This is a genomic window from Demequina sp. NBRC 110056 (assembly GCF_002090155.1).
Taxonomy (GTDB): domain Bacteria; phylum Actinomycetota; class Actinomycetes; order Actinomycetales; family Demequinaceae; genus Demequina.
Genome location: NZ_BBRM01000002.1, coordinates 869213 through 889548, shown reverse-complemented (window position 1 = coordinate 889548; position 20336 = coordinate 869213). Strand labels below are relative to the sequence as shown.

23 protein-coding genes are annotated in these 20336 nt (G+C 71.7%); 22 read left to right on the top strand and 1 reads right to left on the bottom strand.

The features are described 5' to 3' along the window. Window positions 1-134: 134 nt before the first annotated feature. From B7K25_RS04175 to B7K25_RS04110, 14 genes are all read left to right on the top strand, one after another. Complete coding sequence (locus B7K25_RS04175; protein WP_084104409.1) at window positions 135-497, top strand: hypothetical protein; 363 nt, start codon at window positions 135-137, stop codon at window positions 495-497. A gap of 191 nt (window positions 498-688) precedes the next feature. Continuing rightward, window positions 689-1837: a signal recognition particle-docking protein FtsY gene (ftsY, locus tag B7K25_RS04170; RefSeq protein WP_084104408.1), complete on the top strand. Its 1149-nt coding sequence runs from the start codon at window positions 689-691 to the stop codon at window positions 1835-1837. After that, the gene (locus B7K25_RS04165; RefSeq protein ID WP_084104407.1) at window positions 1834-2196 is read left to right on the top strand and encodes a hypothetical protein; all 363 of its coding nucleotides are present in this window, start codon (window positions 1834-1836) and stop codon (window positions 2194-2196) included. The genes ftsY and B7K25_RS04165 overlap by 4 nt, the downstream gene beginning before the upstream one ends. Window positions 2197-2402: 206 nt before the next feature. After that, entirely contained in the window at window positions 2403-3650 is a 1248-nt protein-coding gene (locus tag B7K25_RS04160) for an ammonium transporter (protein WP_084104406.1), read from the top strand. Window positions 3651-3652: 2 nt separating this feature from the next. Continuing rightward, window positions 3653-3991 (top strand): P-II family nitrogen regulator, encoded by a 339-nt coding sequence (locus B7K25_RS04155; protein ID WP_084040418.1) that lies wholly within the window; start codon window positions 3653-3655, stop codon window positions 3989-3991. A 79-nt stretch (window positions 3992-4070) separates the two neighbouring features. Next, window positions 4071-5789 (top strand): HD domain-containing protein, encoded by a 1719-nt coding sequence (locus B7K25_RS04150; RefSeq protein WP_234988066.1) that lies wholly within the window; start codon window positions 4071-4073, stop codon window positions 5787-5789. A gap of 189 nt (window positions 5790-5978) precedes the next feature. Next, window positions 5979-7580 carry a signal recognition particle protein gene (gene ffh, locus B7K25_RS04145; RefSeq protein WP_084104404.1) on the top strand — a complete coding sequence of 534 codons (1602 nt, stop codon included), beginning with the start codon at window positions 5979-5981 and terminating at the stop codon, window positions 7578-7580. Between the two features lie 160 nt (window positions 7581-7740). Further along, window positions 7741-8850, top strand: coding sequence for an amidohydrolase family protein (locus B7K25_RS04140; protein ID WP_084104403.1), 1110 nt, complete (start codon window positions 7741-7743; stop codon window positions 8848-8850). Between the two features lie 180 nt (window positions 8851-9030). Then, window positions 9031-10389 (top strand): ferric reductase-like transmembrane domain-containing protein, encoded by a 1359-nt coding sequence (locus B7K25_RS04135; protein WP_084104402.1) that lies wholly within the window; start codon window positions 9031-9033, stop codon window positions 10387-10389. Between the two features lie 4 nt (window positions 10390-10393). Then, window positions 10394-10972 carry an FMN-binding protein gene (locus B7K25_RS04130; protein WP_144018825.1) on the top strand — a complete coding sequence of 193 codons (579 nt, stop codon included), beginning with the start codon at window positions 10394-10396 and terminating at the stop codon, window positions 10970-10972. Between the two features lie 8 nt (window positions 10973-10980). Further along, window positions 10981-11778: an FAD:protein FMN transferase gene (locus B7K25_RS04125; protein ID WP_084104400.1), complete on the top strand. Its 798-nt coding sequence runs from the start codon at window positions 10981-10983 to the stop codon at window positions 11776-11778. 142 nt (window positions 11779-11920) lie between these two features. Continuing rightward, window positions 11921-12532 (top strand): hypothetical protein, encoded by a 612-nt coding sequence (locus tag B7K25_RS04120; protein ID WP_159450105.1) that lies wholly within the window; start codon window positions 11921-11923, stop codon window positions 12530-12532. Window positions 12533-12687: 155 nt separating this feature from the next. Then, entirely contained in the window at window positions 12688-13188 is a 501-nt protein-coding gene (gene rpsP, locus B7K25_RS04115; protein WP_084104398.1) for a 30S ribosomal protein S16, read from the top strand. 3 nt (window positions 13189-13191) lie between these two features. Further along, window positions 13192-13422 (top strand): KH domain-containing protein, encoded by a 231-nt coding sequence (locus B7K25_RS04110; protein ID WP_084104397.1) that lies wholly within the window; start codon window positions 13192-13194, stop codon window positions 13420-13422. 136 nt (window positions 13423-13558) lie between these two features. On the opposite strand, the gene B7K25_RS04105 is transcribed toward B7K25_RS04110, so the two are convergent. Beyond that, window positions 13559-13981, bottom strand: a complete 423-nt coding sequence (locus B7K25_RS04105) for a hypothetical protein (RefSeq protein WP_084104396.1) — start codon at window positions 13979-13981, stop codon at window positions 13559-13561. Between the two features lie 84 nt (window positions 13982-14065). On the opposite strand from B7K25_RS04105, the gene rimM reads away from it, so the two are divergent. The 8 genes from rimM to B7K25_RS04070 all read left to right on the top strand — a co-directional run bounded on the left by rimM (window position 14066) and on the right by B7K25_RS04070 (window position 20303). Continuing rightward, a complete protein-coding gene (rimM, locus tag B7K25_RS04100) occupies window positions 14066-14614 on the top strand; it encodes a ribosome maturation factor RimM (protein WP_234988065.1) in 549 nt (182 codons plus the stop codon). Next, on the top strand, window positions 14611-15300 hold the full coding sequence (trmD, locus tag B7K25_RS04095) for a tRNA (guanosine(37)-N1)-methyltransferase TrmD (RefSeq protein WP_084104394.1): 690 nt from the start codon (window positions 14611-14613) through the stop codon (window positions 15298-15300). Before rimM ends, trmD begins: the two co-directional genes overlap by 4 nt. Before the next feature lie 408 nt (window positions 15301-15708). Further along, the gene (gene rplS / locus B7K25_RS13670; RefSeq protein ID WP_159450104.1) at window positions 15709-16056 is read left to right on the top strand and encodes a 50S ribosomal protein L19; all 348 of its coding nucleotides are present in this window, start codon (window positions 15709-15711) and stop codon (window positions 16054-16056) included. Window positions 16057-16147: 91 nt separating this feature from the next. Beyond that, window positions 16148-16774, top strand: coding sequence for a signal peptidase I (gene lepB / locus B7K25_RS13665; protein ID WP_159450103.1), 627 nt, complete (start codon window positions 16148-16150; stop codon window positions 16772-16774). Between the two features lie 3 nt (window positions 16775-16777). Then, window positions 16778-17473: a ribonuclease HII gene (locus B7K25_RS04085; RefSeq protein ID WP_084104392.1), complete on the top strand. Its 696-nt coding sequence runs from the start codon at window positions 16778-16780 to the stop codon at window positions 17471-17473. Between the two features lie 109 nt (window positions 17474-17582). Then, complete coding sequence (locus B7K25_RS04080) at window positions 17583-17909, top strand: DUF2469 domain-containing protein (RefSeq protein WP_084040405.1); 327 nt, start codon at window positions 17583-17585, stop codon at window positions 17907-17909. A 55-nt stretch (window positions 17910-17964) separates the two neighbouring features. After that, window positions 17965-19602, top strand: a complete 1638-nt coding sequence (locus B7K25_RS04075; RefSeq protein WP_084104391.1) for an MDR family MFS transporter — start codon at window positions 17965-17967, stop codon at window positions 19600-19602. Window positions 19603-19649: 47 nt separating this feature from the next. After that, window positions 19650-20303 (top strand): TetR family transcriptional regulator, encoded by a 654-nt coding sequence (locus B7K25_RS04070; RefSeq protein WP_159450102.1) that lies wholly within the window; start codon window positions 19650-19652, stop codon window positions 20301-20303. Window positions 20304-20336 lie beyond the last annotated feature (33 nt).

The following is a 20336-nucleotide window of genomic DNA, read 5'->3' as shown; positions in this document are numbered from 1 at the left end:
GCTCGACGCGGCGCTCCCGTCACGACTCCCGGGCCGGTCCCGGACCCGTCGCGCGGGCCCCATTCTGAGTTGATTCTGAGTTCGACGGAGAGCAACAATCCGTCCGTATTGTCCTGTCTTCCTGGAGGAGTGCAGTGTTCTCGTCTGTCGCCGGCATCCTGGTGCTCATCATCGTCCTCGCCGTGGCCGTCATGGTCGTCGCGGGCTTCGCTGAGGGACGCGGCCGTCACCTCGCGCGTCTCGCGTTCGGCGTGCGCCCGCGCGGCAGCGCCGACGAGATCCTCGCGCCCGCTCCGCGGCCGGAGCCCGACTGGAGCCTGGTGTCGGATGTCGCGTCCGTCCCCGACCGCCCCGCGCCCGGCACCCGCGCCGGCGTGTGGGCCGCCGATGCGACGGTGCACGCGATCGACGCCGTGAACGCCCGCGCCGCCGCGCTGCGCGACAGCCGCGAGGAGGCCGCGCCGGTCACCGGCGAGCTGGGCCTCGCCGGCCGCTGACCCGCGGAACGCAACCCGCGCCGGTCACCGGCGAGCTGGGTTCTTTCGGCCGCTGACCCGGAGCGCGCAACCCCTGCCGGTACCGTTCCGAGGCCGGAGGGTGACCTCCACGCCCCTCCACGGCGCGCGTGCGCGCAGTGGGAGGCAGCATCGGCGCTCACGGACGCTCCGGCGCCTGACACACTGGTGACATGGACGTCTCCTGGATTCCCGGCTCAGCCGACCTCGTCGTCGTCATCGTCGCCGCGCTCGCCGTCGTCGGCGGTGCCGGCGCCGCGCTCGCCTCCCGTCGCCGCGGCCCGTCGGCCCCGCCGACCACCCCGGCCGAGGGCGAGAAGCCGACGAGCGCATCGGCGCCCAGCACGACCGCGCCGACGGCGACAGCACCGACGGCGCCGGCCCCGAAGTCCGCCGCTCCCGAGGCCCCCGAGTCGCGCCTCGCCCGCCTGCGCAGCCGCCTCGGCGGCGGCCTGGGCGCGAGCCTCCTCGCCCTGCTGTCGAAGGGCAGCCTGAGCGACGACGACTGGGACGAGCTCGAGGAGACGCTGCTGCTCGCCGACGTGGGCGCCTCCGCGACCGACGACATCCTCGATGCGCTCAAGGCGCGCCTGAAGGCCACGCCCGACGCGGATCCGCGAGCGGTGCTGCGGGAGGTGCTCGTCGAGGTCGTCGACCCGAGCATGGACCGCTCGCTCGCGCTCGGTCCCGCGGGCCAGGGCGCCCACGAGCCGATCATCGTCGTGGGAGTCAACGGCGTGGGCAAGACCACCACGGTCGGCAAGATCGCCCGTGTCCTCGTCGCCGAGGACCGGTCGGTCGTGCTCGGCGCGGCCGACACGTTCCGCGCCGCAGCAGCCGACCAGCTCGAGACCTGGGGCGCGCGCGCCGGGGTGCCGGTCGTGCGCTCCGACCGCGAGGGAGCCGACCCCGCGTCCGTGGCCTTCGAGGCGGCCGACAAGGCGCGCGCCGACGCCGCCGACGTGCTGCTCATCGACACCGCCGGCCGCCTGCAGAACAAGGCAGGGCTCATGGACGAGCTCGGCAAGATCGTGCGCGTCGTGTCCAAGGTCGCGCCGCCCGTGGAGGTGCTGCTCGTCCTCGACGCGACCACCGGCCAGAACGGACTGACGCAGGCGCGGGTGTTCGCCGAGGTCGCGAACGTCACGGGCATCGTGCTCACCAAGATGGACGGCACCGCCAAGGGCGGCATCGTCGTCGCGGTGCAACGGGAGCTCGGCGTGCCGGTCAAGCTCATCGGCCTCGGCGAGGGAGCCGACGACCTGGCGCCGTTCGACGCGGAGCAGTTCGTCGACGGCCTGCTGGGCGAGACCGCGGCGTGAACCTCGACGACCTCCCCGAGGGCATGACCCCGGCGCAGGTGGTCGAGGCGTACGAGCAGGCCTGGCGCGAGGGCAGCTTCCTCGCGTTCCTCGAGCTCACCACACCCGCGCTCTGGCACGACCTGGGGCTGCGCGACCGTGAGGCCTTCGCCGAGGCCGCCGCCGACTACCTCGAGTCCTCCGCGGGCCTGACGACCGTGGTGACGGGCGTCGAGGTCGTCGGCGACCGTGCGGTCGTCGAGACCACCGAGACCTCGGCCGACGGGACGGACCACCTCGTGGAGAAGGTCGAGCACCGCCTCGTGCGCGACGGCGCCGACGGCTGGTTGATCGACGCGATCGAGAGCGTCGACGCGTAGCTCGATGCGCCCGGGCTTCGTGTCGTCGCGCGACCGCGACGGGAGCCCGTGAACCGGACGTTCACGGACCTCGCAACACACCTTTTACTCGGACGCACTCCTTGTAACCGTCCCGAAACACGCGGGCATTTCAGGGGCAACATTCCTGCGGGAGGGTGACTGATGACTCGCCGAGGGGGCGAGGGAACCAATCAAGGAGAAGCAGAATGGATAGCCCTAACGTTGCATGGCTCCTGACTTCTGCCTCGCTCGTGTTGCTGATGACGCCTGGTCTGGCGTTCTTCTACGGTGGCATGTCGCGTCGCAAGTCGGTCCTCAACATGATGATGATGTCCTTCAGCGCCATCGGCGTCGTTGGAGTGCTCTGGGTCCTCATCGGATTCTCGGTCTCCGCGGGTGACACCGTGGGCGGCTGGTTCGGTAGCCCGCTGTCGGACTTCGGCATGCAGTCGGTGTTCCAGGCTGGCGTCGATGAGAACCCTGACGACGCGGCGACGCTGATCCTGGCCGCGTTCGGCGCGACCTTCGCGATCATCACCGTCGCGCTGATCTCGGGTGCGGTCGCGGACCGCATGAAGTTCAGCGCATGGCTGGTCTTCGCCGGCCTGTGGGCCGTGCTCGTCTACTCGCCCGTCTCGCACTGGGTCTGGGGCGGCGGCCTGCTCTCGAGCGACTACCTGTTCGCCGACATGACGGCACCGCAGGACATCGCCGGTGGAACAGTGGTCCACATCAACGCCGGTATCGCCGCGCTCGTGCTCGCGCTGCTGATCGGCAAGCGCAAGGGCTTCGGCAAGGAGCCGATGCGCCCGCACAACCTCACCCTGGTGATGATCGGTGCCGCGCTCCTGTGGTTTGGTTGGTTCGGCTTCAACGCCGGCTCGTGGTGGGAGGCGGACAACTTCGCCGCCCAGATCTGGCTCAACACGCTCGTCGCCCCCGCGGCCGCGATGCTCAGCTGGCTGCTCGTCGAGAAGATCCGCGACGGCAAGGCCACCTCGCTCGGTGCGGCCTCCGGTGTCGTCGCCGGTCTGGTCGCCATCACGCCCGCCGGTCTGTCGGTCTCGCCGCTCGGCGCGGTCGCGCTCGGCCTGGTCGCCGGTGTGGTCTCCGCTCTGGCGGTCGGCCTCAAGTACAAGTTCGGCTACGACGACTCGCTCGACGTCGTCGGCGTCCACCTCGTCGCTGGCCTCTGGGGCACCGTCGCGGTGGGTCTGTTCGCCACCGACACCAACGCGTTCGGTGACGCCGGTCTGTTCTACGGCGGCGGCGCAGGCCTGCTGGTCTCGCAGATCATCGCCGCGGTCATCGTCATGGCGTACTCCGCGATTGTTACGCTGATCATCGGACTGGCCATCAAGTACACCATCGGTCTGCGCATCTCCGAGGAGGACGAGGTCAGCGGAATCGACCTCGCCGCCCACGGTGAGACGGCCTACGAGGAGGCGATCTGATCATGAAGCTGGTCACTGCAATCATCCAGCCCCACCGCGTGGACGAGGTCCGTGCAGCTCTCGAGGCCGCAGGCGTCAAGGGCGTCACGGTCTCCGAGGCCGCCGGCTACGGCCGCCAGAAGGGTCACACCGAGGTCTACCGCGGTGCCGAGTACACCGTGGACCTGGTGCCCAAGACCCGTCTCGAGATCCTCGTCGACGACGCGGACGCCGCCACCGTGACCGAGGCCATCGTCTCGGCCGCGCAGACCGGCAAGATCGGCGACGGCAAGGTCTGGACGGTCCCCGTGGACGACGTCGCACGTGTTCGCACCGGCGAGCACGGCGCCGACGCCCTGTAAGGGACGCCGCACATCAATGGAGGGCCCGAAGGGCACTGCCCCTGACGGCCCCCGCGCAGAGGTCCCGCACCCCCAGGGGGTGCGGGACCTCAAGCGTGAGCGGGCCGCCCTGGCAGCCCGTCTCACGTCCGAGTCAGTGCCGGGGAACCAGCGCCGCAAGGCGATCTCCGAGCTGATCCTCACCCGCCTGCGCGAGCACTGGGACGCATCCCACCCGCTCACCGAGGGCGTGGCGCTCGGCGCAGTCGGCTCGATCGGCCGCGGCGACGCCGGCCCGCACTCGGACCTCGACCTCGTGCTGATCCACGACGGTCGCACCCACTCGACGCAGCAAGTCGCCGACCTCGCGCAGCGCCTCTGGTACCCCATCTGGGACGCCGGCCTCGAGCTCGACTACTCGATGCGCTCGATCTCCGAGTGCCGCCAGGTCGCGTCGAAGGACCTCGCCGCGGCGGCGGGCCTGCTCGACCTGCATCCCGTCGCCGGCGACGCCCAGCTCGCGCAGCAGGCACGCGCCGCGATCTATCACGACTGGCGCGGCGCCGCCCGCAAGCGCCTGCCCGAGCTCCTCGCCGCCTCGCGCGCCCGCGCCGAGCGTCACGGCGAGCTCGCCTACCTCATCGAGCCCAACCTCAAGGAGGCCAGGGGAGGGCTGCGGGACCACATGAGCCTGTCGGCGCTGTCCGCGACCTGGCTCACGGACCGCCCGCATGGCGCGGTCGACGAGGCCGGCGATCACCTCAAGGACGTGCGCGACGCGCTGCACCTCGCCGCCGGCCGGGCCACGAACGTGCTCGGCCGCCACGTCGCCGACGAGGTCGCCGAGCTCGTGGGCTTCGACGACCCCGACGACCTGCTCGCCTCCCTCGCGGAGGCCGGCCGCACCGTCGCGTACGCGCTGGCGACCACCGAGCGTGGGGCGCGGCGCTCGCTCGAGCGCTCCGGCATCGGCTCGCGAGCATGGAAGGCCCGCAGGCTGCGCTCGGCTCCGCGGCACATCGACGTCGCCCCGGGGCTCATCGACGTCGACGGCGAGATCGCGCTGTCGAGCGACGCCGATCCGGACAACGACGCGCTGCTGCCGCTGCGAGCCGCCGCCACCGCGGCGTCCACGGGCCTGACCTTCACGCCCGAGCTGCTGCTCGCGATGCAGCGCGCGCCCGAGCTTCCCGAGCCGTGGCCCGTGCAGGCGCTCCTGCACCTGCGCGAGCTGCTGCGCTCGAGCCAACACCTGGTCTACGTGTGGGAGGCGATCGACCTCCACGGCATGGCCGTGCGCTGGGTGCCCGAGTGGGAGGGAGTGCGCAACCGCCCGCAGCGCAGCCCCGTGCACCGTTTCACCGTCGACCGCCACATGCTCGAGGCCGTCGTGCTCGCGGGCAAGCATCGTCGCCACGTGCCCGACGGGGACCTGCTGCTCATGACCGCCTGGCTGCACGACATCGGCAAGCGGGCCGGGGCGACCGACCACTCCGTGGACGGCGCCGCGCTGATCCCCGCGATCGGCGCTCGCCTGGGCCTGCCCGACGCGACCATCCGAGACATGACGCTGCTCGTGCGCGAGCACCTCACGCTCGCGGCGCTGGCGACCAAGGAGGACCCGTCCGACCCCGCGACGGTGGCGCGACTGCTCGACGCCGTCGGCGGGCGTCGCGACCTCCTCGAGACGCTCAGGGCGCTCACCGAGGCCGATGCCCGCGCGGCCGGCCCCAAGGCGTGGACCACGTGGCGCACGAGCCTCATCGACACGCTCATGGCCAACGCGCTGCGCGAGCTCCCGCCTCCGCCTGCCAGCTGACCCGAACGAAGGCTCGCGCTCGTCTACGGCGACGCCCTGTGCTCGGAGGGGTACCGACCACGCCAGGCCGAGCAGGCGCGCTGACCCAGCGCGCGCATCGGCGCTCCGGCCGGTGCCGCCGCAGGCGCGCAGGATGGCCCTGCGGACCGCCGGTAGGCTAGAGGCCACGCTTCACCCGAAGGGACACCTGTGTTCGCCAACCTCTCCGATCGCCTGACAGAGACCTTCCGCAACCTGCGGGGCAAGGGCCGTCTCAGCGAGGCGGACATCGACGGCACCATCCGCGAGATCCGCCGCGCCCTGCTCGACGCCGACGTCGCGGTGCCGGTGGTCCGCACCTTCACGGGCAACATCCGCGAGCGCGCGCTCGGCGCCGAGGTGTCGGGCGCCCTGAACCCCGGCCAGCAGGTCGTGAAGATCGTCAACGAGGAGCTCGTCAGCATCCTCGGCGGCGAGGCGCGCCCGCTGAAGTTCGCGAAGACGGGCCCCACGGTCATCATGCTCGCGGGCCTCCAGGGAGCCGGAAAGACCACCCTCGCCGGAAAGCTCGCGCACCACCTCAAGCAGCAGGGGCAGACGCCGCTTCTCGTCGCGGCGGACCTCCAGCGACCCAACGCGGTCAACCAGCTCCAGGTCGTCGGCGAGCGCGCGGGCGTGCCGGTGTTCGCGCCCGAGCCCGGCATCACCCGCGAGGGCGAGCGCGTGCGCGGCAACCCCGTCAAGGTCGCCAAGAAGGGCCTCAAGGAGGCCGAGCAGCGCCAGCACTCCGTCGTCATCGTCGACACCGCGGGCCGCCTGGGCGTCGACCAGGAGCTGATGCGCCAGGCCGCGGACATTCGCAAGGCCGTCGAGCCCGACGAGGTCCTGTTCGTCATCGACGCGATGATCGGTCAGGACGCGGTCGCGACCGCGCAGGCGTTCCAGCGGGGCGTCGACTTCACCGGCGTGGTGCTCACCAAGCTCGACGGCGACACGCGCGGTGGTGCGGCGCTGTCCGTGCGCGAGGTCACCGGCCGTCCCATCCTGTTCGCCTCCACGGGCGAGAAGCTCGACGAGTTCGAGGTCTTCCACCCGGACCGCATGGCGAGCCGCATCCTCGACATGGGCGACATCCTCACCCTGATCGAGCAGGCCGAGAAGAGCTTCGACCAGGCCGAGGCCGCCCGCATGGCGGAGAAGGTCACCAAGGGCGAGGACTTCACGCTCGCGGACTTCCTCGTCCAGATGCAGCAGCTCAAGAACATGGGCTCGATGAAGAAGATGCTGGGCATGCTGCCTGGCATGGGTCAGATGCGCGACCAGATCGAGAACTTCGACGAGCGCGAGCTCACCCGCATCGAGGCCATCGTCCAGTCGATGACCCCGGCGGAGCGCGACAACCCCAAGATCCTCAACGGGTCGCGCCGCTCGCGCATCGCGACCGGTTCGGGCACCCAGGTCTCCGACGTGAACTCCCTGGTCAAACGGTTCGAGGACGCGCAGAAGATGATGCGCGCGATGTCCAAGGGCGGCGGCATGCCGCAGATGCCGGGTCAGGGCGGCGCCCCCGGAGCGTGGGGCGGGATGCCCGGCGGCAAGAAGTCCAAGGGCAAGCAGGCGCCGCAGCGCAAGGTCAAGGGCAAGTCCGGCAACCCCGCGAAGCGCGCGCAGCAGGAGGCCGCGGCCCGCGACCGCGCCGCGAACGGGCCGCAGGCGCCCGCGGGCAGCGCGTTCGGCCTGGGCCAGCAGCAGCCCGAGGACTTCGACCCGGCCAAGCTGCAGTCCGACCTCGGCAAGTACCTGGGGCGGTAGGCCCCGTGGCGGTGGGTCTGGTGGCGGCGGCACCAGCCTGCACGGTGCCAGATCTCGGAGCGCCGATGCGCGCGCTGGGTTCCCGTCCGGGCGCCCCCATGGCGGTGCTGAGTTCTCACCCTCTCGCGCCGGGGCAGCCGACACTGTCCGGTACGACACCGTGCAGGACCGCACCGTGAGCGCCGCGGGCGACGTCCTCCACCTCACCGGGCCGGTGCTGGTCGACGATGCGCGCGTCGAGCCCGAGGCCTGGGTCCTGGGCGGACGCATCACGTTCGAGCGCCCGCGGCACGGTGGCGCGGTCACAGAGATCACCGGCACGGTGGTCCCCGGCCTCGTCGACGTCCACTGCCACGTGGGGCTCGACTCGGGAGGCGCGACCGATCGCGACCTGGCGGTGAAGCAGGCGACGCTCGACCGCGACGCCGGCACGCTGCTCATCCGCGACGCGGGCTCGCCGCTCGACACGGCCTTCGTACACGAGCGCGAGGACCTGCCGCGCCTCATCCGCGCGGCGCGCTTCATCGCCCGACCCAAGCGCTACCTCCGTCACTACGCGCGCGAGATCGAGCCCTCGGAGCTCACCGCGGTGGCCGCCGACGAGGCGCGCAAGGGCGACGGCTGGATCAAACTCATTGCGGACTGGATCGACCGCGACCACGGCGACCTCGCACCCCTGTGGACCCCCGAAGAGCTGCGCGACGCGCTCGAGGCCGTCCACCGCATCGGCGCCCGGGCGACGGCGCACACCTTCGCCGAGGAGGCGATCCAGCCGCTGCTGGACGCGGGCATCGACTGCATCGAGCACGGCACGGGCATGACCGAGGAGCACATGCGGGTCGCGGCCGCGCGGGGCATCCCCGTGGTGCCCACGCTGCTGCAGGTGGACAACTTCACCGGCTACGCCGACGCGGGCGAGGCGAAGTTCCCGCGCTACGCCGAGCGCATGCGGGCGATGCACGGCCGCCGCTACGAGCAGGTCCGCGCCTTCCACGAGGCGGGAGTGCCGCTGCTCGTGGGCACCGACGCTGGCGGGACTCTCGGCCACGGGCTCCTGCCGCAGGAGGCGGCAGAGATGGTGCGCGCCGGCATCCCCGCTGCCGACGTGGTCGCCGCGGCGAGCTGGCGCGCCCGCGCCTTCCTGGGGGCGGACACCCTCACGGAGGGGGCGAGCGCGGACCTCGTCGTGTACGCGGAGGACCCGCGCGAGCGCATCGCCGCGCTCGCCGACCCCGCCCACGTGGTGCTGCGCGGCGCTCGGGTCGCCTGACGTCACGGTCGACCACGCGCTGGACCACAAGCCTGCGGAGAACCTGAGAGTTTCCTGGGGGAGCGTTTCCGGGCCGTGACAGGCGTTGCGACCGCGGGGGATACTGACGCACGACCCGCGACGGGCTCGGCTGAGGCTCCGTCGCGACGAGACCGTGTCCCCGAGCGCACCAGGAGTGCCGTGTCCCTCACCACGACGCCAGCAGCGCGCGCCCGCGCCGCGGCCCGCAGAAGCTGGTGGGCCGACGGCCTCGAGGCCGCCATGTGGCTCGCCGCGGTCAGCGGCATCGCGCTCATGATCGCCGCCGGCGGTCTCCAGGCGACTAGCGGTGCCGACTGGCTCTACACGCTCGGGCGTGCCCTCGGCATCGTCGCCGCCGTGCTGATGATGACGCAGGTGCTGCTCGCCTCCCGCGCGCCCTGGGTCGAGCGGGCCATCGGGCACGATCGCGCGATCGCGAAGCACACCCGGCTCGGCAAGGTCGCGATCATCCTCATGCTGATCCACGCGACGCTGCTCACCACGGCGTCGGGGATCTTCGACGGGCGCGACCCCGTCAGCCAGTTCCTGGCGTGGCCGCAGTACGGCTGGTTCATGCTGTTCGCGCAGATCGCCGTCGCGACCTTCGTCGTCGTCCTCATCACCTCGCTCACCGCGGTCCGGCTGCGCTGGCCCTACGAGCGCTGGCACGCCGTGCACATGCTCGTGTACTTCGGCGTGGCCTTCGCGGTCCCGCATCAGTTCCTCGAGGGCTCGACGTTCCGCACCGGCGGCCTGTCGTGGTGGTTCTGGGCGGTGCTGTGGACCGTGTCGATCGGCTCCTTCGTGGCCTACCGCCTCATCCGCCCGCTGGTGCTGCTGGCGCGCCACGACCTGCGCGTCGCGGCGGTCGACACGCTTGCCGACGGCTCGACCTCCGTCACGCTCGAGGGCCGCGACCTCGCGCGCCTGCGCGCGCAGGCGGGTCAGTTCTTCCTGTGGCGCTTCCTGTCGCCGCAGCTGCGCACGCAGAGCCACCCGTACTCGCTGTCGGCGGCCCCCGGGGACCGGCTCCGCATCACCGTCAAGCCCTCGGGCACCGGCTCGTCAGCAGTCCGGTCTCTCACCCCGGGCACGCGTGTGCTCGTCGAAGGGCCGCTCGGGGTCTTCACCCACGGCTCACGCACCGCGAGCCACCTGGTCCTCGTCTGCGCAGGGATCGGCGTGACCCCGGTGCGGTCCATGCTCGAGGCGGCGCAGGAGGGCGACACCATCACGGTCGTCGTGCGCGCCCGCTCCCGCGAGGAGGCGCCCCTGCTCGACGAGCTCGAGGCCCTCGCCGCCGAGCGCGGCGCGGACCTCCACGTGCTGCTGGGCCACCGCGGCGACACCTGGGGGACCCGCGAGCAGCCGGCGCTCATCAAGGACTTCGTCGACGACCCCCGAGGCGCCGACGTGTACATCTGCGGCCCGCGGGCGTGGGCGCTGTCGGTCGAGGCCGATGCGCTCGCCGCCGGGGTGCCGCGCGACAGCGTTCATCGTGAGGAGTTCGGGTGGTGACGGCATGAGGACGTCCCGTGCACTGATGGTCGGAGGGGCCTCGGCGGTGGTGCTCGCCGCCGGCGTGATCGCCGCCCCCGACCCCCTCGAGGAGGTGCTGGCCGAACCCGGCGAGAGCGCCGACCAGACCGGCGGCGCGACCGGCTCCGACGACGACTGCACCCGCGACATCGACCCGGACTCGAACTCGGGACGCGGCAACACCGAGGACCCCATCGAGGACCGCGAGCGCGACGACGACCCGTCGGGCGACGACTGCGAGGACGCGCCCGCGACCGGCGGAGGCGAGGAGGTCGCCTCGGACACCGCGACGACGGTGGACGGCCCCGTGGTCTCCAACATCCGCGGCGACTACCAGGTGCGACTGGTGATCGAAGGCGGAGCGGTGGTCGCCGTCGAGTTCCCGGTCGCGGGCACCTCGGCATCCGAGTCCCGCCGCGTCAACGAGATGGCGCTGCCGATCCTCGAGGAGCGCATCGTCGAGGCGCAGTCGGGCGACGTCGAGTACGTGTCCGGCGCGAGCTTCACCTCACCCGCCATCACCGAGTCCGCGCAGGCGGCCTTCGCCGACGCCGGCCTCTAGGCGACGCGATGGGTGCGGTGCGCCACTCCGTCGCCGCCATGGCGATGGACTTCACGCTCGAGTGCGAGGGCGCCGACGCGGAGGCCGTCGGCGTGGTCATGGAGCACGTGGGCGCCGACCTGCGGTGGGTCGACGAGGTGTTCTCGACCTGGCGCGAGGATTCGTGGATCTCGCGCCTCGGCAGGGCAGAGGCGAGCATCGCCGACGCGCCCCCGGCCGTGGCCGAGGTGCTCGACCTGTGCGAGCGCTTCCGCGAGGAGACCGGCGGCGCCTTCGACGCGCGCGACCCGGACGGGCGCATCGACCCGACCGGGATCGTCAAGACCTGGGCGATGGAGCGTGCCCGCTGGCGGCTCGGGCTGCTCGGCGCCTCCGGGTGGCTGTGGGGATGCGGCGGAGACGTGACCGTCTCGGGACGCGGGCCCGCCGAGGGTCGCTGGCGCGTCGGCGTCGCCGACCCCCGCGAGCCCGCCGGCGCCGACGCGCGACCGGTGCGCCGCATCGAGCTCGGGGGAACGTCGTCGGGCCGCGACCGCGGCCCCGTGTCGCTGGCCACCAGTGGCGACGCCCACCGGCCCGGACACGTCTGGGACCCCCGGACGCGCGCATCGGCCGAGCACTATGCCCAGGTGAGCGTGGCCGGCGCGGACCTCATCGCGTGCGACGCGTGGGCGACCGCTATCCTCGCGGGCGGCCAGCGCACCCTGCGCCGCGCCAACGAGCTCGGGCTCGCGGCCCTCGCGCTGCGGGTCGTCGACGGCAAGGTGCGCGCGAGCGCCACCGCCGCCTGGGCCGACCGCGGCTGACCCGCGCCGCGGCGAACAGGCCGGCGAGCGGGCCGGCGAGCGGGCGGGCTCCGGGACAAAGCGGACATTCTCACAGCCGGCTGGGCCGCTCTGTGAGGCGTGCGCTACTGTGACGCGAAATGGCCCAGCCGAGGGGACATCGATGGCACCGATGAGGACTCCCCGGCGAGCACTGGCGCTCGTCGGACTGTTGGCGCTCGCGGGATGCGCGACGTCGGCGGACTCGAGCGCGCCCGCGGAGGCGTCGGCCAGCGCGGACATGGCCCTCACGCTTGAGGCGGCGGCATCACCCTCGCCCGCCGATCACGCGGTGGTGCTGCAGCACCTCGTCGCGATGGACGCACCTAGCGCCGACGGCTCGCTGGGGGCCGGCTGCACGGTCGAGGACGACGCAGAGCTCGCTGACGGCGCCTGGTACGGCTTCGTGGTCGACTACGCGGTCACGACCATCACCCTCGACGTCGCGTGCGCGTTCGGGCCAGGCACGGATCAGTTCGAGGCCTTCGCCGCCGCCGGCGACGACGCCACGTACGTGGTCGTGAACGACGTGGTCGACGAGCGCGTCCTGCGCTTCACCAGCGCGACCCACGTGATGCTCGAGGAGGACGCGTGGGAGCCGGTGTCTCCGGACCAGGCGCGCCACGCCCTCGACCCAGAGGTCGCGGGCGGTCACGTCGCCGTCTGGGTGTGCATCGAGGACGGCCGCGTGGTCGAGATCGTGCAGCCCGCGGCGCAGGAGGTCGCCGCCGGTTGAGCGCGCTTTGCCCGACGGGCCCCGCGTCTGGCAGAATGGGTCGCTGGCTGACGCGGCCCTCTACCCGCAGCAGCTATTCGTCTTGCTAGCGACCGCCGTCCGATTTCCCCGGGCGACGCGAGCCGGCTCACACCGAATGAACAAGGAGTACAGCCATGGCTGTGAAGATTCGTCTCAAGCGCTTCGGCAAGAAGAAGGCGCCGTTCTACCGCGTCATCGTCATCGACGGCCGCGCGAAGCGTGATGGTCGTGCCATCGAGGAGATCGGCAAGTACCACCCCCTGTCCAACCCCTCCGTGATCGAGATCGACTCGGAGCGCGCGCAGTACTGGCTGTCCGTGGGCGCCCAGCCCTCGGAGCAGGTCCAGAAGCTGCTGACGCTCACGGGCGACTGGGGCACCTTCAAGGGCGAGAAGGGTACCAAGAGCACCGTCGAGCTCCCCGCGGGCAAGCTGTCGGCCGACGACCAGATCAAGGCCACCGCCGACGCCGCCGAGAAGCTCAAGGCCGAGAAGGCCGCCGAGGCCGAGAAGGCCAAGAAGGAGGCCGAGGAGGCCGCCAAGGCTGAGGCCGAGGCTGCTGAGGCCGCCGACGAGTCCGCCGAGGAGGCTCCCGCCGAGGAGGCCGCCGAGGGCGAGTCGTCGGAGGAGAAGTAACCCATGGTCGTCGACGCGCTGGAGTTCCTGGTCAAGAGCATCGTCCGCAACCCGGATGACGTCACCGTGACCGAGCGCTCCGGCCGTCGTGGCACCACCCTCAACGTGGTGGTCCACCCCGATGACCTGCCGCGCGTGATCGGCCGCCGAGGCCGCACCGCGACGGCGATCCGCACCGTGGTCGACGCGATCTCGCGGGACGACGTCCGGGTCAACATCGTCGACGTGGCGTAGCCGCCACGCTCACAGCGAAGCGCCCCGTGCCGGTTCGGCACGGGGCGCTTTCGCGTGTCGCGGACGTCGGGCGGGCGCCGACCGGCCTCCGGGGCTTGCGCGCCGATGCGCGGGCCGGGCCCTCGACGCGTGCGCCTCAGCGCTGGTGGAAGAACGCGCTCGCGCGCGACGTCGTGAGCATGATGATGATGAGGAACGACCATCCGATCGAGATGGCCGCCTGGATCCACGGGTAGCCCTCGACCGCGATGAGCGCGAAAACGTCGAGGCCGATGCGGAACACCATGAGCGTCATCACGAGGAAGCGCGAGAAGCGCGAACCGCGGAACAGGCCGATGCCCACCAGCAGCGTGATCGCTCCCAGGATGAGCGCCGTCCAGCCGAACAGCTGCGCGTCGTCGGCCGTCACATCGACCTCGCCAAGCACCTCCGCGTCCCCCGAGGCCCAGAGGAACAGCCCTCCGAGCGCCATCGTCGCCGCCGCGTTGAGGATCGTGAGCACGCCCACGAACGCCACGCCTGCCGGCATGTTGCCGATGCCCTGCTTCTCCGTTGCCATGCTCTCCTCCATCGTCGCTGGTAGACCGTCACCCCACGCTACTCCGCTGACGGCGTCCGCGCCCGGTGCCCGTACCCTGGTGTCATGAGTTCCGATGCCATGAAGCTGACCGTCGCGCGCATCGGCCGTGCCCACGGACTGAAGGGCGAGGTGACGGTCGAGGTCCGCACCGACATCCCCGAGGACCGGCTCGTCCCCGGCGAGGAGTACGAGACCGAGCCCGCATCGGCCGGGCCGCTCACCATCGCTGCGGTGCGCACCCAGGCTGGCCGCTGGTACCTCCGGTTCGACGAGATCGTCGGCCGAGAGGCCGCGGACGCCGCTCGCGGCGTCGAGCTCGTCATCGACGGCGAGGAGTCGGACGAGGACGACGCCTGGTTCGTCCACGAGCTCGTCGGCCTCGCCGCGGTGCGGCCGTCGGGCGAGGCGGTCGGCGAGGTCGTCGACCTGCTGTCCATGCCCGCGCAGGACATCCTCGTCGTGAAGGAGCCGAACGGCCATCGCGCGATGATCCCCTTCGTCGAGGAGTTCGTCCCCGAGGTCGACATCGAGGCGCGCACGGTGACCGTGACGCCGCCGTACGGCCTGCTGTCGGGGGAGGAGCCCGAGGCGACGGGGGAGACGCGTTCATGAGGATCGACGTCGTCACGATCTTCCCCGAGTTCTTCGGCGTGCTGGACGTGTCGCTGCTGGGCAAGGCCCGTGCGCGCGAGCTCGTCCAGGTCGGGGTGCACAACCTGCGGGACTGGACCAGCGACGTGCACGGCACCGTCGACGACGCTCCCTTCGGCGGCGGCGCCGGCATGGTGATGAAGCCCGACGTCTGGGGCCTGGCGCTCGACGAGGTCATGCAGCCCGGCGCGCACCTCGTCATCCCGAGCCCCGCGGGCGTGCCGTTCACACAGGCGATGGCCGCCGAGCTCGCTGCCGAGCCTCAGCTGGTGTTCGCGTGCGGGCGCTACGAGGGCATCGACGTGCGCGTCGCCGAGCACTACGCGTCGACGGGCTTCCGGGTCACGGAGGTGTCGCTGGGTGACTACGTGCTTAACGGGGGAGAGGTCGCGACCGTCGCCATGATCGAGGCCGTGACGCGGCTGATCCCGGGGTTCATGGGCAACGCGCAGTCGATCGTCGAGGAGTCGCACTCCGACGGGCTGCTCGAGTACCCGAGCTACACGAGGCCGGCCTCGTGGCGCGGCCTCGAGGTGCCCGATGTGCTGCTGAGCGGACACCACGGGCGCGTCGCCGAGTGGCGGCACGAGCAGCAGCTCGAGCGCACGCGCGCCCGTCGGCCGGACCTGCTGCCGCCCGAGGACTGACCCGCTCGCGCCAGCGGACTGTCGGCGCGCGCACCGTCCCCACCGGCGCTCTCGCGCACCGTCAGTCCGGAGCGCACCGGTGCACCGTCCGCACTGACCTCCGGGCGTATCGTGAGCGCTGAGCGCACGCGGCCCCCCAGCGTGAACCCCGCTCCATCGCCCCAGACCGAGGCGCGAGGCGTGCGCGACCAGCGCGCGCATCGGCCCTCCGCACGGGTGGACGTGACCAACGCCTCACCGCAGAGCGCTCGCTGTCGCTGCGAAGGCTGTGGCAGAATAGTCCCTCGGTGCGCGCGGCGCTCATGCCTGCCACAGGGGGCCGAGCTCAGTCCGCGACGCACAGTCACCATCAGATGCCGTGAGGCAGATATCGTGCAGGACCTGTGGCGTGCGCGAGGAGAAAGAGCCATGCAGAAGCTTGACCACATCACCGCGGGCCAGCTCCGCGATGACGTCCCGGACTTCCGGGCCGGCGACACCGTCAAGGTGCACGTCAAGGTCATCGAGGGCAACCGCTCGCGTATCCAGGTGTTCCAGGGCGTCGTGCTCGGCCGTCAGGGCCAGGGCATCGGCGAGACCTTCACCGTCCGCAAGATCTCGTTCGGCGTGGGCGTCGAGCGCACCTACCCGGTGCACGCCCCCACGATCGACCACATCGAGCTCGTCAGCCGCGGCGACGTCCGTCGCGCGAAGCTGTACTACCTCCGCGAGCGCCGCGGCAAGGCCGCGCGCATCCGCGAGAAGCGCGAGAGCTGAGATCAGCGACATCTCACCGGCACCGGCGGGCGGCTCCAAGCCGTCCGCCGGTGCTCGTCTCTGGGGGTACACCAAGGAGCTGCTGATCATCGTGATCAGCGCCCTGGCCCTGTCGCTCCTGCTCAAGACCTTCTTCTTCCAGTCGTTCTGGATCCCCTCGGGCTCGATGGAGCCCACCCTCCAGCTCAACGACCGCATCCTCGTCACCAAGTGGCGCCCCGGCCCGCTCGACCTGCGCCGCGGCGACATCATCGTCTTCAAGGACCCGGGCGGCTGGCTCGGCCCCGTCGACACCAGCGACGACACCCCGCTCGAGACCGCGGGCAAGACGATCCTCACCTTCACCGGCCTGCTGCCCGAGGACGCGGGCGAGCACCTCGTCAAGCGCGTCGTGGGACTGCCGGGCGAGACCGTCGTGTGCTGCGACGCTGACGGGCGCCTCACCATCGACGGCGAGCCGCTCGACGAGACCTACCTGCCCGAGGGCATCGATCCCTCGCTCATGGAGTTCGAGACCACCGGCCCCGACGGGTACGTGTGGGTCATGGGCGACAACCGCCCCAACAGCGCGGACTCGCGCGCGCACATGGGCAACCCCGGCGGCGGCTGGGTGCCCATCTCCAGCATCGTCGGCACGGCGTTCGCCACCGTGTGGCCGCTGGATCACTTCCACGGCATCGGCAACCCGTACGACGACCCGGACGTGGTCGAGGACTGACCCGTGGCCGTGTCCCTCGCCCACGAGGCGGCCCTGTGGGACGCCGGAGCGACCGTCGTCGCGGGCATCGACGAGGTGGGGCGCGGTGCGCTCGCCGGCCCCGTCACCGTGGGCGTCTGCGCCGTGGCGCGGTGCGACGCCTGGCCCGAGGGCCTCGCGGACTCGAAGGAGCTCACCCCCGCGCGGCGACTGCGGATGGCCGATGCGCTGGCCGGCTTCGGCGCCGCCCGCGCGGTCGCGCACGCCTCGCCCGCGGAGATCGACGCGCTGGGCATCGTCGGCGCATTGCGTCTCGCCGGCACGCGGGCCCTCGCGGCGATCGCTGCCGAGGGCGTGCGCGTCGACGCAGTCCTGCTGGACGGCAAGCACGACTGGCTGACCCCGCCCCCGGCGACCCTCTTCGGCGACCTGGACGCGCCGGACCCGGCGAGCGCATCGGCGCTGCAGGAGCCCGCGGTGCCCACGCCGCCCGTCACCATGGTCATCAAGGGCGACACCCTGTGCGCGTCGATCGCCGCGGGGTCCGTGCTCGCGAAGGTCGAGCGCGACGGGCTCATGGCCGAGGCGCACGAGCGCCATCCCGAGTTCGGCTGGGCGGGCAACAAGGGCTACGGAGCCGCGGCGCACCTCGACGCGATCCGGCTCCTGGGGCCCACCGACGAGCATCGGCGGTCGTGGTCGCTGCCCGAGCGCACCTGACGGGTTCTGCGGTGCGGCCGTGTGCCGCGCCTCCCCATGGAGCGAGCCGGGGCCTCGCGCCCGGCGCGCCGGATTCGCGGTGCCCGCGCCGCGCCGCCAGAATGGGACCGTGAGCAGTGAGGACCTGGAGAACTACGAGACCGACGCGGAGCTGGCGCTGTACCGCGAGTACCGCGACGTGGTGGGCCTGTTCCAGTACGTGGTCGAGACCGAGCGGCGCTTCTACCTGTGCAACAAGGTGGACCTGCAGGTCAAGGCCTCGGGCGGGGACGTCTACTTCGAGGTCACCATGGCCGACGCGTGGGTGTGGGACGTCTACCGCTCGGCGCGGCTCGTGAAGCACGTGCGGGTCGTGACGTTCAAGGACGTCAACATCGAGGAGCTGTCGCAGGACGACGACGCGATGCCGGACATCCGCCAGCTGCGCGCGCGCTGACCCTTCCCGCCGCATTCCCCCTGCACGGAGGCCGGTGCGCCGCTAGCGTGGCGCTATGAGCGCAGCCCCGGACGCCCATCCCCGCAGCGGCATCGTGCCGATGTTCGTCGGCCTCATGGCCGCGATGCTGCTGTCCGCCCTCGACCAGACGATGTTCGCGACGGCGCTGCCGACGATCGTGGGCGAGCTGGGCGGCGTCAACCTCATGCTGTGGGTGACGACCGCCTACATCCTGGCCGCGACGATCATGATGCCGATCTACGGCAAGTTCGGTGACCTCGTCGGCCGCAAGGGCCTGCTCATCGGCGCGATCGCGGTCTTCATGGCGGGCTCCGTGGTGGGGGCGCTCGCGTCCACCATGCCCGAGCTCATCCTGGGGCGCGCCATCCAGGGCATCGGCGGCGGCGGGCTCATGGTCCTGTCGCAGGCGATCATCGCGGACGTCATCTCGGCGCGTGAGCGCGGCCGGTACATGGGCATCCTCGGCTCCGTGTTCGCGTTCGCGTCCGTCGCCGGGCCGCTGCTCGGCGGCTGGTTCACGGAGTCGATCGGGTGGCAGTGGTGCCTGTGGATCAACATCCCGGTGGGGCTGCTGTCGATCGGCGCGGTGCTGTTCTTCCTGCACCCGCCGAAGATCGACCGGGAGAAGGTGCGCCCCGACGTCGCGGGCATGACGCTGCTCGCGGTCGCGACGACCACGCTCGTGCTGACTACGACGTGGGGCGGCCACGAGTACGACTGGATCTCGCCCATGATCCTTGGGCTGTGCTTCGTCACCGTCGCGTGCGCTGCAGGCCTCGTGTGGGTCGAGGCGCGAGCCGCCGAGCCGGTGCTGCCGCTCGAGCTGTTCAAGCGCCGCAACTTCGTGCTGACGACCATCGCCGGCCTGCTCGTGGGCATCGCGATGTTCGGCACGCTCACGTACATGCCGACCTACTTGCAAATGGTCACCGGCGTGAGCGCCACCGTCGCCGGCCTGCTGCTCGTGCCGATGATGGGCACGATGCTCGTGACGTCGGTGATCGCTGGGCGCGCCGTGACCCGCACGGGCAAGTACAAGCGCCTGCTGCTCGCCGGCACCGCGTCGGTCGCGTTGGGGCTCGCGCTGATGTCGACGATGGTGTGGGACGAGCCGCTGTGGCTCACCTGCCTCTACCTCGCGATCCTGGGGCTCGGGCTCGGCATGACGATGCAGAACCTGGTGCTCGTGGTCCAGAACACGTTCCCGCTGTCGGTGGTGGGCACCGCGACGGCGGCCAACAACTACTTCCGGCAGATCGGCGCCTCGCTGGGTGCCGCCGTGGTGGGCTCGCTTTTCACGTCGAACCTCGTGCGGCTGCTGCGCGAGCGGCTGCCCGCGGACGTGCCGGCCGAGGCGGGCGACTTCAACTCCATCACGCCCGAGGCCGTGTCACAGCTCCCGGGCCCGCTGCACGACATCGTCGTGAGCTCCTACAACGACGCCCTCGCGCCGGTGCTCGGGTGGATCGCGCCGCTCGCGCTAGTGGCGATGGTGCTGCTCATGTTCGTGCGGGAGGTGCCGCTGCGCACCTCTCTGGACCGCGACACGGTGGGCGACGCGCTCGACGTCGACGGGCGCTCCGACTCCGACTTCACCGCCCACACGGGAGAGCACGAGCGCGTCGAGCTCGAGTACGGCCCCGAGGGCGACGAGGTGGGGGAGCGCGCGTGATCGACGCGGCTTGACTTTTCGTTGCAGACTCTGCAAAGTTGCATACTGTGCAACAAGATCAGCTGCGACACGAGGAGGGCCTGCGCGACCGCAAGCGCCGGCTCGCCCGCAACGCCACGCAGAAGGCCGCCATCGAGCTGAGCCTCGAGCACGGCGTCGAGGCCGTCACGGTCGAGATGATCTGCGACGCGGCCGGGATCTCGCCGCGCACGTTCTACAACTACTTCCCGTCGCGTGAGCTCGCGCTGCTGGGCGACCCCAAGCCTCGGCCCGCGGCCGCGCAGATCGACGCCTTCCTCGCGATGGAGGGCGTGTCGGACGTCGAGGCGTGCGCGGCGCTCATCGCGCAGGCCTGGATCGCGTCCGAGCCGGACCGCGACCTGTTCCGCAAGCGCCGCCGCCTGCTCGACGCCAACCCCGAGCTCGCGGCCGTCGACTGGGGCCGCAGGATCGACTCGCGTGCCGAGTACGCGGACCTCGCGCAGCGCCGCCTCGCGATGCGCGAGCCCCACCGGGACGCGGCGGACCTGGCGACGGACGCTGAGCTCACCGTGAGCCTCGCGATGGGCATGTTGCAGGTCCTCGCCAAGACGTGGGCGCGCGCCGAGCGCGAGCCCGACGTCGCCTCCCTGATCCACGAGTACTTCCCGCGCGTGCGCCGCCTCACCCAGGCCCCGCACGCCGCCACGCCGGCCGTCTGACCGACGCCGGTCCCGTCCCCTCGAAAGGCACCA

Bases quoted from the DNA above. Each gene is read 5' to 3' on its own strand.
- trmD (WP_084104394.1), top strand. From the start codon at position 14,611: ATGAGGATCGACGTCGTCACGATCTTCCCCGAGTTCTTCGGCGTGCTG.
- rpsP (WP_084104398.1), top strand. From the start codon at position 12,688: ATGGCTGTGAAGATTCGTCTCAAGCGCTTCGGCAAGAAGAAGGCGCCG.
- B7K25_RS04130 (WP_144018825.1), top strand. From the start codon at position 10,394: ATGAGGACGTCCCGTGCACTGATGGTCGGAGGGGCCTCGGCGGTGGTG.
- B7K25_RS04160 (WP_084104406.1), top strand. From the start codon at position 2,403: ATGGATAGCCCTAACGTTGCATGGCTCCTGACTTCTGCCTCGCTCGTG.
- B7K25_RS04155 (WP_084040418.1), top strand. From the start codon at position 3,653: ATGAAGCTGGTCACTGCAATCATCCAGCCCCACCGCGTGGACGAGGTC.
- B7K25_RS04125 (WP_084104400.1), top strand. From the start codon at position 10,981: ATGGGTGCGGTGCGCCACTCCGTCGCCGCCATGGCGATGGACTTCACG.
- B7K25_RS04075 (WP_084104391.1), top strand. From the start codon at position 17,965: ATGAGCGCAGCCCCGGACGCCCATCCCCGCAGCGGCATCGTGCCGATG.
- ftsY (WP_084104408.1), top strand. From the start codon at position 689: ATGGACGTCTCCTGGATTCCCGGCTCAGCCGACCTCGTCGTCGTCATC.
- B7K25_RS04120 (WP_159450105.1), top strand. From the start codon at position 11,921: ATGGCACCGATGAGGACTCCCCGGCGAGCACTGGCGCTCGTCGGACTG.
- B7K25_RS04105 (WP_084104396.1), bottom strand. From the start codon at position 13,981: ATGGCAACGGAGAAGCAGGGCATCGGCAACATGCCGGCAGGCGTGGCG.
- rimM (WP_234988065.1), top strand. From the start codon at position 14,066: ATGAGTTCCGATGCCATGAAGCTGACCGTCGCGCGCATCGGCCGTGCC.
- rplS (WP_159450104.1), top strand. From the start codon at position 15,709: ATGCAGAAGCTTGACCACATCACCGCGGGCCAGCTCCGCGATGACGTC.
- B7K25_RS04110 (WP_084104397.1), top strand. From the start codon at position 13,192: ATGGTCGTCGACGCGCTGGAGTTCCTGGTCAAGAGCATCGTCCGCAAC.